The following is a 14,346-nucleotide window of genomic DNA, read 5'->3' as shown; positions in this document are numbered from 1 at the left end:
ACTTCTTCTGCCGTTTTAGCTCTAGAAACTTCATTAGAAGTAGCAGTAGTATTAGCCCCAATAAGGTTCTCATGTTTAGTATTAATTACATTTTGACTATTCTTATTGTCAGTAATTTGTTTTTGATTAGCTTCTTCTGCCGTTTTAGCTCTAGAAACTTCATTAGAAGTAGCAGTAGTTTGAGCAGTATTAACTATATCTTGAGCAATATTAACTATATCTTGAGCATCTTTATTATCAGTAATAGATTGAGTATTAGCTTTAATATCAGCACCTAATTTACCTTCAGCTTTTTGAGCTCTTTTAGTTTCAATTTTGATAGCCTGGGCATTGACACTTTGTCCTGTTGTTAGATCCTTTAAATTTTTTATAGTACTTCCGTCTACTCCTGATATAACATGACCATTGGAATCAATTCTTACAGTAGCTCCAACTATCTGCGTCATCCCTTCTGTAGTTTGATCTTTAGAAGATTTTGAATCCAGTCCGTTGTTTTTATCAGCCAACTGAGTTTGAATATTTGAAATTCCATTTTCTGTTGTACTTAACCGCCTATGAAAATCAGAGATTGTCTCATCTTGTCTACTGTTTTTATCCTGTAGACCATTGATCCTCTCATCTTGAAGTTTGGTTATTTCACCTTGGGAAACAACATCTGTTTGTAGTGAAGAGATATCTTTTTCATTTTTAGTTAACCTGTGTTTTGCGTCAGTTTCTTTTGCTTCTAAGGTAGATATCTTTCCTGCATTAGCTGTAGATTGTATTTCTGCTGCATGAGACTGAGCGAATGCTTTAGCAGCTTCATCTTTAGCTTCACCAATCCCTACTGCATTTGCATGAATATCTGCAATGTGAGTTTTTAAAGATTGAACATCCTGTGCAAATTGACCATTGGCATAGGTAGAACCGTCTTTAGGGTCAACAATACCTTGAATGGCTTCAATATCTTGTGTATTTAGTTTCATAGCCTCATGAGCTTGTATAACATCTTGAGCTGAGAGTTTCTTTCCCATAAATCCTTTTAAAACATCTGCATTTGTCTGTGCTTGAATAGCAGCCGTATGAGCTACTTGAGCTACTTGAGCTACTTCGGGTTTAGTAGCCAAAGACTTTAAATCAGTTTGATTAGCTTTTTTACTCAGGCCTGTCTGTAATGTTGCGATCCCTTGAGTATTTGTATCTATTTGTTTTTTATTAGAATTCGCTAGGATTTTTGCATCAACAGCATCTTTTCTAATTTCTGTGAAATCTGTATGAAATTCATCCATAGAATCTTTATTAGCTTCCAATTGTTTACTGTTATTTGCCAACTGCGCAGTGTTAGCAGCCATAGTGTTTTCATTGTTAGTAAGCTGAGTTTGGTAATTTTTAATGTGGTCGGTATTTTTATCGACATCAGTTCTCAAACCCTTATTGACGGTAGTCTGTACGTTATTAGTATTAGTCTGTGATGTATTAATAGCAGCTTGAGTTTGTTGATTAGATGATATGTCATTTTTATTTTTATCGACATCAGTTCTCAAACCCTTATTGACGGTAGTCTGTACGTTATTAGTATTAGTCTGTGATGTATTAATAGCAGCTTGAGTTTGTTGATTAGATGATATGTCATTTTTATTTTTATCGACATCAGTTCTCAAACCCTTATTGACGGTAGTCTGTACGTTATTGGTATTAGTCTGTGATGTATTAATAGCAGCTTGAGTTTGTTGATTAGATGATATGTCATTTTTATTTTTATCAACATCAGTTCTCAACCCATTATTAGTATTACCTTGATTAGTATTGATTTGATCCTGTTGAGCTTTGTTATCATTAATACTGGTTTGCAATTTATTTTCGATTCCTTCAGCTCTGGCAGCTTGATCTTTAATCCCTTGTTCATTGTCTGTAATCCTTTGATCCATATTAGGGGTAAGCTGAGTTATTTTTGACGGTGTGGCAGTACTTTGGGAAACACTTATAGCTAGACTACTTAATGTTATTTTTAAAAATATTAAGAGGCCTACACATTTTCTTTTTTTCATAAAATTCTCCCCTTGAAATTGTAATGATTACATTTTTTTTAGTTTAAGACATTTTAAACCATTTTTGTAGGAAAAAATACTTTCCTAAATAAATAAGTAATTAACTAAATAAACTAAATTTTCTATTTTTTCATAAGTATATTTAATCCAATATTCATTTTGTATTATAGATACTCTCTATTAAAAAATCTACGTCAATTGTCGTCATGATAAAAAATTATTAAATAATGATTTAGTAAATATCTTAGATCTTAAAAGTAGATAACATTTAAAATAATTAAGGTGATTAAGATGGGATAAAAAAATAGCCTCCTTTAGTAATTTCATTACCAAAGGAAGCTATCTCTTTTATATTTTATTTACACTATTGAAATTTTTCTTTAAAAATCATTTAAATCTAAGTATGCAAAATACATAAATTTTTACCTCTATCTATATTTTAAATTTATACAACCTGGTTATATACATTTATATCTATAGATTCTGCTAATTCAATTAATTTTGAAATATTTGTTTTAAAATGTTCAGATTCTTCGTGGATTTTAACCGCTTCTAAACTTTTCCATTCCTCTATGAATGTTAAAGTAGAAGGATTTTCTGTATCTTGAAATAAACCGTATGAAATATTTCCTTCTTCATTTCTACTTGCATCTGTTAAGACAGAAGCAACTTTTAAATAAAGGTCTATATTTTCCTTCTTTACATTGGCTTTTGCTGTAATTTTTATCATAATTTTACTCCTTTAATATTTATTTTATTCTATAAATTTTCTGTGAACTTTATCTTATTTTGATACCTTTTTAAAAAAATAAGAAGTAATAACCCTAGAATTATCACCTCTTATCTTACTATAAATTTTTATTAATTAAAAGTTTTGGCTGCTACCTAATAAAATTTAACAACATCTTCCATTTTTCTTCTTGTTTTCTCATGTTTGGCTGGATTTTTTGCATACCCAAATGCAGCCATGTAAGCTAGGTCAAATTTATTCATATCTATATCAAATTTTTCTCCTAAAACTTTTTCTGTTTTTTCCTTATCAAAACCTTCGATAGGACAAGAATCAGCGCCTATAATTGCACCAGCTGTTAACATATTTCCTAAAGCGATATATGCTTGTTTTCCAGCCCAGTCTGTTAATGTTTTTTCATTTTCTAAGAGTTTAAAATCATTTTCTTGGAATCCTTTGAAGAAGCCAGTTTTCATCTCAATTACATCTTCTGGTAATTTTTGAACATCTCTCATAAAATTATTTAAATATTCTGAGTCGTGTTTCATATCACCCTTTCTAGTTAAAGCTACTACAAAGTGACTGGCTCCTGTAGCTCTATCTCTTCCACCCCATGAAAATTCAGTAATATCTAATTTTTTTTGTTGATCTTTGATCACTAAAAACTGCCAAGGTTCAAAACCAAATGAACTAGGAGATAATCTTCCAGTTTCCAATATAAAGTTAAAGTCCTCATCACTAATTTTTTTTTCAATATCAAATTCCTTACATGCATATCTTGTATTCATTGCGTCTAAAAATTGTTTTTTCATAGTTAAATCTCCCTTTATTTAAAATTTATTTAATCATTAATTTTTATAATCATTACTTTTCTGATTTGATTAAGAATAGCATTTAAATATTTCTTTGTGAAGTAGTTTCCGTATAGTTATATAGTTTCCTTATAGAAAGTAATGGAAATGAAAATCTGGATAAAAATAATTTTTTTCCCCTATAAAACTATATTTTTTAAAGTGTAGAAGGAGAAAATCTTTAGTGATACTTATAAATTTTTAATAAAAAAAAGCAGAAAATTAATCCTGCAATTTACTCTCATCAATAAGTTTAAAGAACATAGGCTCTTCGGAATCATATTTCCTTTAGATAAAATTTATTTTTTACTCATAACTAAATCGATTATTTCTACTTTGAGATCTCTACTATCCATATCCAAAACTTTTAGATAGGTTTTAAAGTTTATTTTTTTATTGGGAGGTAAGTTATAGGATCTTATCTCTCCTACAGTAAAGTAGTTATTATCTTGAGTAATGTTTTTATCTTTGATTTTAATATTAAACTTTATATATTCTATTTCTTTTGAACTTTTATTGGTTACTACTCCTGTTAAACTTCTTACGCCATTGTATTTCCGGCTTATTTTAACCTGTAAAATATCCACATTTTTAAATCTAAAATCATATTTTGGAGAACCAAATGACATAAGTGACAGGGTAAAAAACAATAAAATAATTTTTTTCATATGTATTCGTCCTCCCAATAAAATATTTTAATTCCTCTAATACTATACAGGGGAATGGAGATGATACCTGTGTCATTAAATTTTAATAATTTTTAATACTTTATGTTAACATTTTTTAATCGCGATGAATAGTGCAGGCATAAAAAAGAAACTCCTAAATTTAGGAGTTCCTTTGGTCAAAGATCTATTTTTATATTGAGTCATCTAGGGTTGCATCCTTTATTGGATAGGTGTTAATTACTTTTTAACTCCCTTACTCCTACATCCTTTCTGTCTTTTCCCCAGATATCATCCAAAAATTCATCCCTTCCTGACTTGATTCTGGAATATTGATATTTTATAGGGTTCTTCTTGGAATAATTCTGATGGTATTCCTTTGCCGGATAAAATTTAGGAGCTATTAAAACAGGAGCTACTATGGGTTTTTCATATACTCCCCTGGTCTCTAGGTCTGTTTTTGAATTAACAGCGGCTTGTTTTTGTTCCTTGTCGTAATAAAATACAGCGGGACTATATTGATATCCTCTGTCTACAAACTGACCTTCTCCATCTGTGGGATCGACCTGTTTCCAATAGAGTTTCAGTAACTCTTCATAGGTAACCATGGAAGGATCATAGGTGATGTGGATAACTTCTATGGGTTTTTTCTTTTTATTATTTACTGTAACAGACTTTCCTGCATAACCTGAAACCACCGATTCTACACCTGAGATCCCTTCAAAGGATTTCTCCATAGACCAAAAACATCCACCGGCAAAAAGAGCCTCTTTGAGTTCTCCTCCATAGGCTAAATTCCCCATTATAATCATCAGTAATAGAATAAATTTTTTTATCATTATTGACCTCCTGAAATTCTATCTGTTGAAAGCACTAACTAACTTTTGTTTGTAACATAATTGTAACAAACTTTATTAGAGAAGTCAAGAATTAGGAAAAGAGAGTTTATAATAATCAACCAATTAAAAATTTCTTTTAATTTTTTTTTATTAAGGTTATACTTGAAAAGATATATTAAAATTTTTAAGGGAGGAATTATTCATGAAGAAAATATTTTTAAATATAATGTTATTGTCAGTTTTTTCGTTTGCCCAAAGTGAGGATTACTCAAATCCAAATTATAAAAAATATATAAATGAAAAAAATATTATAAGGAATACCACAAAGTTAGGTGGCGTATATAAAAAATATTATTCTAAATATATTCAATATATTGCACCCAATGGAGAGCCTATAACAATAGTAGCTCAGGATAAAGTAACAGATGAACAGATATTGAAGGCTTATAATCAATTAAGTTTTTATCTAGAGGATTTTAAAACTTATAAAAAAGAGGATGTGGCAAATAAGATAGCGGAAAATGGAGGAGTGTTGATTATGCCAAATGGAGCAGATGGTGAATCTGATATTCCGGAAAGAGCTCTTATGGGGCAGCCACTATACCAAATGGAAGTAACGACAGTAGGAAGTGAATGGTATATAAAAAATAACTATGAACATAGAGATGCCAGCTATGAAGAGATATTTCATATGGTTCATGACTATGGTATTGGAATAAAAAGTAATCCGGGAGCTCTTCCAGACTTGCAAAATAAAATCTATAGGGCTATGAGAAATTCCCTTCCTAAAAATAAAAAAGACTGGGGAAAGAAAGGCCTTTGGGGACTGGAGTCAAAGGATTGGTTATTAGAACTTGAAAAGGAAGGAAGTCTGGAACAGGAATATATTGCATCTGTAATAGATTCCTACTATGGACTCTGGGGTTCGTATACAAAATCCGATGGTGGAATGTGGGGGATTTATACTTCAAAAACCAGAGATGATATTAAAAAAAATGATCCTATGGGATATAAAATTATAAGTGAATTTTTACCGAGTTATATCACCTATATGGCCAGAATTGACCCTGAATTTAATGGTACCTTTAAAATGTACTATGATGAGAGTGAACCTTACACACACAAATCCAGATATCTAAAGAATGCAATGCTCTTGGGAAATAACAATACCGGATTGATTGGAAATTCAGAGGGGAATGTTTTAATAGGAAATAGCGGAAATAACAAAATTGACGGGAGAGGGGGTATTGATATAGTTCAAATTAACGGTATTTCTTCAGATTATAATATAATAAAAAAGGATGGGAGTATCATTATAGCTGATAATTTAAAAAGAGGTGGGACAGATACCCTAAGAAATATTGAGATTTTAAGGTTTATGGACAAAGATATAAAAATCAGTGAAAGTTTTACCCATTAGGATAGCTAATTTTAGGTTCTGTTACTGACAGATAAAAAATCTAATATATTAGAAATAAGAAGTGACAATTAGAGATTGTTACTTCTCATTTTAAAAAAAATTATTGGTTCTAGCTTCTACAATATTTGTAATAGTTTCTCTTCTTTTTAAAGATCTTTAGGAAAGACTGAAAATATTTTTTATATTGCTGAGTTTTTCTCTATCCTTGATTACATCTAAAAAATTATCTACGATATTTTTATCAAATTGTTTATGGGATTCTGTCAAAAGTTCTTCGATCGCAGATTCAAAGGTTATAGCAGATTTATAAGTCCTTCGTGTAACCATTGCGTCAAAAGAATCAGCAACTGCAATTATTCTAGAACCTATAGGAATATCATCGCTTTTTAGTTGATCTGGGTAACCAGTTCCGTCAAATTTTTCATGATGATGTTTTATGATTAGGGGTACGTCCTTTAAAGACGGATTATTCTTTAAGATTTCAAAACCTATTAAGGGGTGATCTTTAATTACTTCAAATTCACTTTTGGTAAGTTTTCCTGATTTTAAAAGAATTCCATCTGGTATTCCTATTTTTCCAATATCATGGAGATGTCCAGCTATATGTATTTTTTCACAAAATTCTTTGTTATAGTTCATATGCTCTGCAATGATAAAAGCTAAATCGGCAACTCTAGTAGAATGTCCGGCAGTATAAAGGTCCTTTGCTTCAATTGTAGATACTAAATTATCGATAAAAACGTGAAAGTTAATGTTCAATATATATCCTCCTAATTTGCTGATTCAATCTGAATTTTATTTGTAATATTTCCTTAGTAATAACTTATTTTTCAGAGAGTAAAATTAACTATCAGTTATAGAGTGATAATATTCTTTTGATAGTTTTTTAAACTCTAATGCCTATACATAAAAGTTGATATATGAAGTGAGGAAGAGTATTTAAATACCCTTCCTCACTTTGTATTGTGTTAATTGATTCTAAATCTTTAAAATTATACTAAGTTTTTAAAGTAGTTATAGGCATTTTCAAAATCTTTTTTATCTGGATGTTTAGCGGCCTCTTCCCATCTTTCAACCCTTTCTTTATTAGGTGAATGTGGATGTTCAGCCGGCAGTTCTGACATCCAAGAAATTAATTTTGGATCAATTGCACCCTGACAGTGGAAGTTTCCAATGAGGGTATTTTTGTTATCCAGGAACAATTTATCTATATTTTTTATGCAGTCATTTGCATGGTTAGAATTTGGGAAAGCTCCTAATGTAAAGAAATAAGCTGTTCTTTTCTCTTTTATAGTTTCTATAAATTTAAGAGCCTTTGCATCTGCGGTTCCCTTGTCTATCCATGTCCCTACAATAATAAGATCATAGTCAAGATTATCTATATCTTTAATGTCTTTAATTTCTCCCTGGGGAAAAGCCTTTAAAATAGCTTCTCCGACTCTTCTGGTATTTCCTGTTTTACTTGAATAAGCGATTAATGTTTTCATTGTTACCTCCGTAATATACTCATATTAATTTATATTTTGTTTAGTTCATAATTTATATATAGCTATCTGATTTTTTCAAATTTAAATTTTTTATAGAAATATAATTTAACTTTATCACCATTAACTGTTATAGGTGTAGATCTCCATTGATTTAAAGCTTTATTTACTTCATTTCGAAATCCAAATTTTTCTATATCATCATAAAATTTAATCTCCTCCACACGACCGTCATAACCGATTAAAAATCTGACTTTAATGGTTATATCACTGTTAAATCCCATTTTTCTGGCAATCTCCGGGTAGTTTGGTTCAGGCTGAGATAAAAAACCATAGCTCAAACCTTTGACACCCTGATTTTTAGCGGCAACACTCCCGTCAGCTAATTTTACAAAACCGTTTATTATCTCTTTCTCTGGAGAGTTTTGATCTGTGGTCTGGTTATCTTGTTGTATTTTTGTTTCTGTTGCTGAATCCAAAGAAAGTTCATTATTTTCTTTTTGAATATTATCTGATTTAGAATTTTTTTCCATCTTTTCAATTTTATCTACTACTTTATTTTTTGTTTCTAACTTCTTTTTTTTACTTTTAGTCACTTCTTTTTTTATAATTTTCTTTTTTTCAGGTTTAACCTCCTCTTTTATTTGTTTTGTCATATTTTTTTGAATCTTTTTCTCCTGCTGGGGAGCCTGCTTTTTTAAGACAAAATCCTGGGATGAACCGCTGATTTTTTCACTGGCTCCTATCATAGTAAATGAAACTTTAGGATCCCCAACCTGCTTGAACTCCAATGGATCTTTCATTGTTTCTAAAGCAAAAACAACTATTATAATATGCAGCACCAGAGAAAATAAAAAATACCTCATAAAAACCTCCAAAGTTTTATACTTCGAGAATAAGTTTTTAATAAGGTATTAAAATATATTTCCCATCTAAATATTAAATTTAAACAATAAAAAAATATGATGTGAATATAAGAATTAATATAAATTAGGCTCACTAGTTTATAACACGCTGAACAAGATTATGCAATCAAAATTTTAGAAAAACTTATAATTGGTAAATTTAAAATAAAAATATTGACATTTTTTGTCTTTTTAACTATAATCGTATCCAATGCTTTGATTTTCAAAGTAAAGAAAAAAAGAAACTGAAAGAAAGATTTTTATTAAGGTTTTAGGCTCAAAACTTTATATTAATATTTAGGAGGAGAGAGATGTTGAAGCACATATTGGAAAACGGAGGTATTATTGTATATGGGATAATGTTTTTATCCATTATCGGATTTGGGGTTATTCTAGAGAGAGGGATTTATTTTTTAAAAAATGAGAGACATAGCGGTGCAGTTTTATTGAATCATCTGGAGAGGTATATGATTGATGGCCAAAAGGATAAAGCTATAGCAGTTTGCAATGGGTTTAAAAATAGTAGTGCAGTAGTTATAAAAGAGATAATAAACGAGTATGAAAGCTGCAGTATTCGTGGATGTAACTATGAATTTCTGGAAGAAAAAGCAAGGGAATCAGCACTTCGTGAGATGCCTAAATTAGAAAAAAATATGTGGATATTGGGAATCGCTGCCCATGTGACACCACTGGTGGGGTTATTTGGTACTGTTACCGGGATGATCCAGGCATTTATGGCAATCTCAACTCACGGAACTGGAGACCCGACAATTATTGCCAAAGGAATATCCCAGGCACTAATTACTACAGCCACAGGGCTGGGGGTAGCTATACCGGCACTTATTTTTCATAATTTTTATAGTAAAAAAATAGAAGAGATCCTCCATAATATGGAAAAAAATGCTGTTGAATTTATCAATTTCTTGAGAAAGCAGAGGTGCAGAAATGAGTCTAAAAAAGTTTTCTAATGGGAAAAAAAGACAAGTTGTTCCTGATTTGACACCTCTTATAGATGTGGTATTTTTACTTTTAATATTCTTTATGGTTGCTACAACATTTAATGATATGGGAGGACTGGAGATCGAATTGCCTAAATCCAGTTCTATTAAAGAAAGTGCAAAAGATATAGATGAGATATCTATCCTCGTAGGGAAAGGTAAGGAAATAAAATTAAAAACAGATATACTGGGAAGATCTGCCATAGAGGATGTGAACTTAGAAAATCTGGGGACGGAACTCCAGAGTGTTATTGAAAGATCCAAAGAGAAGAAAGTAGGAATAGTAGCTGATAGAGAGATAGATTATGGCGATGTGGTAGATATAATGTCCATAGCTAAAGAAAAAGGTGCCTTGAGCATCGATATAGAAACTGAGAGGAAGTGATATGTTTGAATCCAAAAATGAGAGAAGCTCTCCATAATGCATTAGGGGATGAAGAGTATAGAAAGTTAGAAAAAACAATAGAAAAAAAAGGCATGATGGCTCTAATGGGGGAGGTAGCTAAAAATCCAAAACTAAGAAAAATGATGAAAACAATGATGGGAGCACCAAAAAACAAGGAAAAGACCATGTCACCATTTGAGGTAAGGCTAAAATCCCATCATAATTCCAGTGCTATCCTAGATGATTTTTTTGAAAAGAAAAGTCTAGATGATGATGGATTTATAGAATATTTAGATGGTGAGACAAGAGATATTCCAAAGTCAATCTATGTTCATACACCATACTGCGATAAGATTTGCTCATTCTGTAACTTGAATAGAGAGCAATTAAAGGGTAGTTTAGATGAATATGCAAACTATATAGCTGATGAGTTTAGAAAATATGGATCCACTAGATATATGAAGGAAAGTGAATTCGAGGTAATCTTCTTTGGAGGAGGAACTCCAACAGTCTATAAACCAAATCAATTGGAGATAATCCTAAAGAGCATAGAGGAAAATGTGAGATTGAAAGATGGATATGAATTCACATTTGAAACAACACTTCATAATTTGAACAAGGAAAAATTAGACGTAATGATGAAATATGGAGTCAATAGGCTCAGTGTTGGGATTCAGTCTTTTAGTGAAGTTGGAAGGGAATTTTATAACAGGACCTATGGTAAAGAAGAAGTAATAAAAAGACTTGAGGAATTAAAAGAATACTTCAATGGAGAAGTTTGTATCGATATTATCTATAACTACCCAAACCAAAGTAAGGAAGATGTTGTAGAGGATGCAAAAATTACCAGAGAGTTAGGACTGGGAAGTTCAAGTTACTATTCACTGATGGTTCATGACGGATCGGTTTTATCTGAAGATATAGAAAAAGGTAGAGTAGAACTAAGTAAGTCTCTCGAAAGAGAGAAGGAGTTGGCTAATGCATTTTCAGATGAACTTATGAAAACTGGAGAATACTATCAGTTAGAGCTGACTAAGATAGCTAAAAAAGGCGGAGATCTATATAAATATATTAAAGTTAGAAATGCTGGCGGGGACACATTCCCTATTGGGGTAGGTGCTGGAGGAAATATCGGTAATGTAGGTGTCTTTAGAATGGCTAAGAATGGATCAGTTTATAGTGTAAAGACCGAGGAACATAGAAAATTTGATATGGTTTCAGGATTAATGCAGTTTCCCAAGGTAAAAAAAGAGGCTCTTATTGATATTTTAAGTGAAAAAGAGATGAATATATATGGCGAAAAGATGAAGGATTATATCGCACTTGGATATATGAACGATGAGGGAGAGAACTTTAGTTTAACAAACGAAGGGATCTTTTGGGGAAATAATATCTCTAAGGATATACTTAGTCATTTAGCTAATACTCTATACGGAAATAAGAGGAAGGTTTAGCATGAGAAGGTATCTGATGATAGGTGGAGGATTTTTATCTCTACTCTTGGGGACCCTGGGAATATTTTTACCTCTATTACCGACCACACCATTTTTACTTTTATCGGCATCTTTATTTTCTAAATCATCGGAAAAATTTCATAGAAAGCTTATGGGAAATAAAATTTTAGGGGAGTATATATATAACTATTCAGAAAAAAAAGGGTTGAAGAGAAGGGAAAAAATAATATCTCTGGGGACTCTTTGGGGAGGGATTCTCTTTTCTTTTATGAAGATTTCAAATGTTCATGGAAGGATATTTTTACTGGTAGTTTTGGCAGGAGTGACCTATCATCTGTTGAAATTAAAAACCTTGAAAAATTAACGTATAAAAACCTAAGGGAGAGAGATCTCCCTTAAATTAAAACATGATAGTTTGAAATACAAAATATAGTTTTTACGAATTAAAAAGGAGAAGGATGAAAACAAAATTATTATTATTAAGTTTATTATTGGCTGCAACATCTTATGCAAGTGAAGGAGAATTTTATGAAGATACCGAGGTAAAGGAAAGTTCAGTGAGGTTAGAAGAGAGTGTGGTATCTACAACAGGGTATGAAACTACAGTTAGAAATACAACAAAGAATTTAACTGTAATTTCAAATGATGATCTAGAAGGGAAAAACTATTCTGAGATAACAGAAGTATTAAAAAAAGTTCCCGGGATAACTGTAAATTCAGATGTATTCGGAACTTCAATAGATTTAAGGGGGCAGGGAACAAATAAATCTAAAGCCAATGTACAGGTGTTGGTAGATGGCGTAAACATAAATCCATTGGATACGAGTATGGGGATCTTACCCCTAGATAATATACCGGTAGAAAATATAGAAAGGATCGAAGTCCTACCAGGAGGAGGAAGTGTACTCTATGGAGATGGAACTGTGGGAGGAGTAGTAAATATAATCACTAAGATAGAAGCAGGTAAGGTATATAACAGTGTAGGAGCCAGAGTGGGAAGTGATAATGCCCATGAATTTAACATGAATTTAGGACAAAAATTAACAGAAAAATTAGCGGTACAGCTAAACTATAATGATAAATCTGGTGATGGTTATAGAGATGACAGCGGTTATGATAAAAAATACTTTGAAGGAGCGCTAAACTACAGCTTGAACGATAAAAATAAATTAACACTAAAATATTCAAGGATGGAAGAAGATAGGAAAGTGAGTAACTCCCTGACCAGACAAGAGCTAAATGATGATAGAAAGCAATCGGGAGAAAAAGAGGGGGAACCGTGGACCTCTCCAAGTAGATCAGAAGTGGATAGGGATGTATATTCATTAAATTATAAAAGTGAACTGACAGATAAGATAACTTTTGATTTGGATACCAGTTATCAAAATACAGATAATACCTATAGTTCTGTTATGCAAGTTTTTCAGATGCCGACTTTTAAATCAGTGGGGCAGGACAGTGTAGGATCTTTTGTAGACAAAAAACTGATTATCAACCCCAAGTTAAACTTTAAATATGGAGATGAAAGTGAATTTATCCTGGGATTTGACTATAAAAACAATAAGGGAGAAAGGACAGGAGAACCAGGATATCTAGGGATGTATAGAACCTATGAATATGATATGGAAAAAGAAACTTTCGGTGGATATGCTTTAAATAAATATAAGACAGGAAGTTTTGAGTTTACCCAAGGGTACAGAAGGGAAAAGAGTAAGTATGAGATAGACAGATATTCGGATAAATATACTTTTGGTCCACCTCTATCCCTGCCGACAACTCCAGGATATAGTGAAATAGATACTTTTAACTATGATTCAGACACTGTAAATGATGCCTATGAATTAGGAGTAAATTATTTATATAGTGACACAGGAAATGTATATACAAGGTTTGAAGGCGGATTTAGAACTCCCGGACCAAGTGAATTTATAGATAAAGATAAAATTACAGGAGATTATACATTTAACGATCTCCAATCGGAAACATATAACACATTTGAATTGGGGTTAAAAGATTATGTATTTAATTCATATATCAGTGCAACTGCTTTTTATACAGAGACTAAAGATGAGATAGTCCAGAGTGGGAATATGCCATATGATTGGAAATTCTATAACATCGGAAAGACCAGAAGAACAGGAGTGGAATTATTTGCGGAACAGTATATAGGGAAGTTCACCATATCAGAAGGGTTTACATATATAGATGCCAAGATAAAGGAAAGTGACGGAAGTGTAGACACCTCTGGTAACTATGTTCCTGGAGTTTCTAAATATACAGGAAATATAAACTTAACTTATAACTTTAATAAGAAACTATCTCTGGGGTTAAATACAATCTATAGGGACGGATATTATTTAAATGATGAAAATACAGGTGGGAAAGTAAATGATTATATCGTTACAGATCTAACTGTAAATTATGTTTTGGATAATGGTTTAAAATTATATGCAGGAATAAATAATATATTTAATGAGATGTATTATACAGGTGTTTATGAAGATTCTAATAGTTCTGACGGGAAAAGTTATAACCCGGCAGCAGAAAGAAATTATTATGTAGGATTTAAGTATAGTTTTTAAAAAAAT

The 14,346-nt window shown here is 31.5% G+C and carries 14 protein-coding genes; 6 read left to right on the top strand and 8 right to left on the bottom strand.

All coding sequences use genetic code 11. The features are described 5' to 3' along the window. From K337_RS0117330 to msrA, 5 genes are all read right to left on the bottom strand, one after another. Positions 1-1,832, bottom strand: a 1,832-nt coding sequence (locus K337_RS0117330; RefSeq protein ID WP_156877421.1) for a hypothetical protein, incomplete at its 3' end; no start/stop codon positions are given. A 640-nt stretch (positions 1,833-2,472) separates the two neighbouring features. Then, positions 2,473-2,757 carry a putative quinol monooxygenase gene (locus K337_RS0117325; RefSeq protein WP_028857697.1) on the bottom strand — a complete coding sequence of 95 codons (285 nt, stop codon included), beginning with the start codon at positions 2,755-2,757 and terminating at the stop codon, positions 2,473-2,475. A 155-nt stretch (positions 2,758-2,912) separates the two neighbouring features. Then, a complete protein-coding gene (locus K337_RS0117320; RefSeq protein WP_028857696.1) occupies positions 2,913-3,569 on the bottom strand; it encodes an NAD(P)H-dependent oxidoreductase in 657 nt (218 codons plus the stop codon). 338 nt (positions 3,570-3,907) lie between these two features. Further along, positions 3,908-4,276, bottom strand: coding sequence for a hypothetical protein (locus K337_RS0117315; protein WP_028857695.1), 369 nt, complete (start codon positions 4,274-4,276; stop codon positions 3,908-3,910). A gap of 233 nt (positions 4,277-4,509) precedes the next feature. Next, positions 4,510-5,112 (bottom strand): peptide-methionine (S)-S-oxide reductase MsrA, encoded by a 603-nt coding sequence (gene msrA, locus K337_RS19010; RefSeq protein ID WP_245584907.1) that lies wholly within the window; start codon positions 5,110-5,112, stop codon positions 4,510-4,512. Between the two features lie 202 nt (positions 5,113-5,314). Here msrA and K337_RS19005 point away from each other — a divergent pair, with 202 nt between their 5' ends. After that, positions 5,315-6,532 (top strand): hypothetical protein, encoded by a 1,218-nt coding sequence (locus tag K337_RS19005; protein WP_051251916.1) that lies wholly within the window; start codon positions 5,315-5,317, stop codon positions 6,530-6,532. Positions 6,533-6,688: 156 nt separating this feature from the next. Here K337_RS19005 and K337_RS0117300 read toward each other — a convergent pair whose 3' ends face one another. From K337_RS0117300 to K337_RS0117290, 3 genes are all read right to left on the bottom strand, one after another. After that, on the bottom strand, positions 6,689-7,291 hold the full coding sequence (locus K337_RS0117300) for an HD-GYP domain-containing protein (RefSeq protein ID WP_169712902.1): 603 nt from the start codon (positions 7,289-7,291) through the stop codon (positions 6,689-6,691). Positions 7,292-7,524: 233 nt separating this feature from the next. Continuing rightward, the gene (locus K337_RS0117295) at positions 7,525-8,019 is read right to left on the bottom strand and encodes a flavodoxin family protein (RefSeq protein ID WP_028857693.1); all 495 of its coding nucleotides are present in this window, start codon (positions 8,017-8,019) and stop codon (positions 7,525-7,527) included. A 62-nt stretch (positions 8,020-8,081) separates the two neighbouring features. Beyond that, on the bottom strand, positions 8,082-8,882 hold the full coding sequence (locus K337_RS0117290) for an energy transducer TonB (protein WP_028857692.1): 801 nt from the start codon (positions 8,880-8,882) through the stop codon (positions 8,082-8,084). A 350-nt stretch (positions 8,883-9,232) separates the two neighbouring features. On the opposite strand from K337_RS0117290, the gene K337_RS19000 reads away from it, so the two are divergent. From K337_RS19000 to K337_RS0117265, 5 genes are all read left to right on the top strand, one after another. Then, on the top strand, positions 9,233-9,889 hold the full coding sequence (locus K337_RS19000) for a MotA/TolQ/ExbB proton channel family protein (RefSeq protein ID WP_051251914.1): 657 nt from the start codon (positions 9,233-9,235) through the stop codon (positions 9,887-9,889). Next, positions 9,867-10,304 (top strand): ExbD/TolR family protein, encoded by a 438-nt coding sequence (locus tag K337_RS0117280; RefSeq protein WP_028857691.1) that lies wholly within the window; start codon positions 9,867-9,869, stop codon positions 10,302-10,304. The genes K337_RS19000 and K337_RS0117280 overlap by 23 nt, the downstream gene beginning before the upstream one ends. Before the next feature lie 5 nt (positions 10,305-10,309). Then, the gene (locus K337_RS0117275; protein ID WP_245584906.1) at positions 10,310-11,758 is read left to right on the top strand and encodes a coproporphyrinogen-III oxidase family protein; all 1,449 of its coding nucleotides are present in this window, start codon (positions 10,310-10,312) and stop codon (positions 11,756-11,758) included. A 1-nt stretch (position 11,759) separates the two neighbouring features. After that, positions 11,760-12,122 carry a YbaN family protein gene (locus K337_RS0117270; protein ID WP_028857689.1) on the top strand — a complete coding sequence of 121 codons (363 nt, stop codon included), beginning with the start codon at positions 11,760-11,762 and terminating at the stop codon, positions 12,120-12,122. Positions 12,123-12,216: 94 nt separating this feature from the next. Then, positions 12,217-14,340, top strand: a complete 2,124-nt coding sequence (locus K337_RS0117265; protein ID WP_028857688.1) for a TonB-dependent receptor — start codon at positions 12,217-12,219, stop codon at positions 14,338-14,340. The last annotated feature ends 6 nt before the right edge of the window (positions 14,341-14,346 follow it).

This window comes from Psychrilyobacter atlanticus DSM 19335, assembly GCF_000426625.1.
Taxonomy (GTDB): domain Bacteria; phylum Fusobacteriota; class Fusobacteriia; order Fusobacteriales; family Fusobacteriaceae; genus Psychrilyobacter; species Psychrilyobacter atlanticus.
The sequence above is the reverse complement of the archived record's forward strand: the minus strand, read 5'-3'. Positions and strand labels throughout refer to the sequence as shown.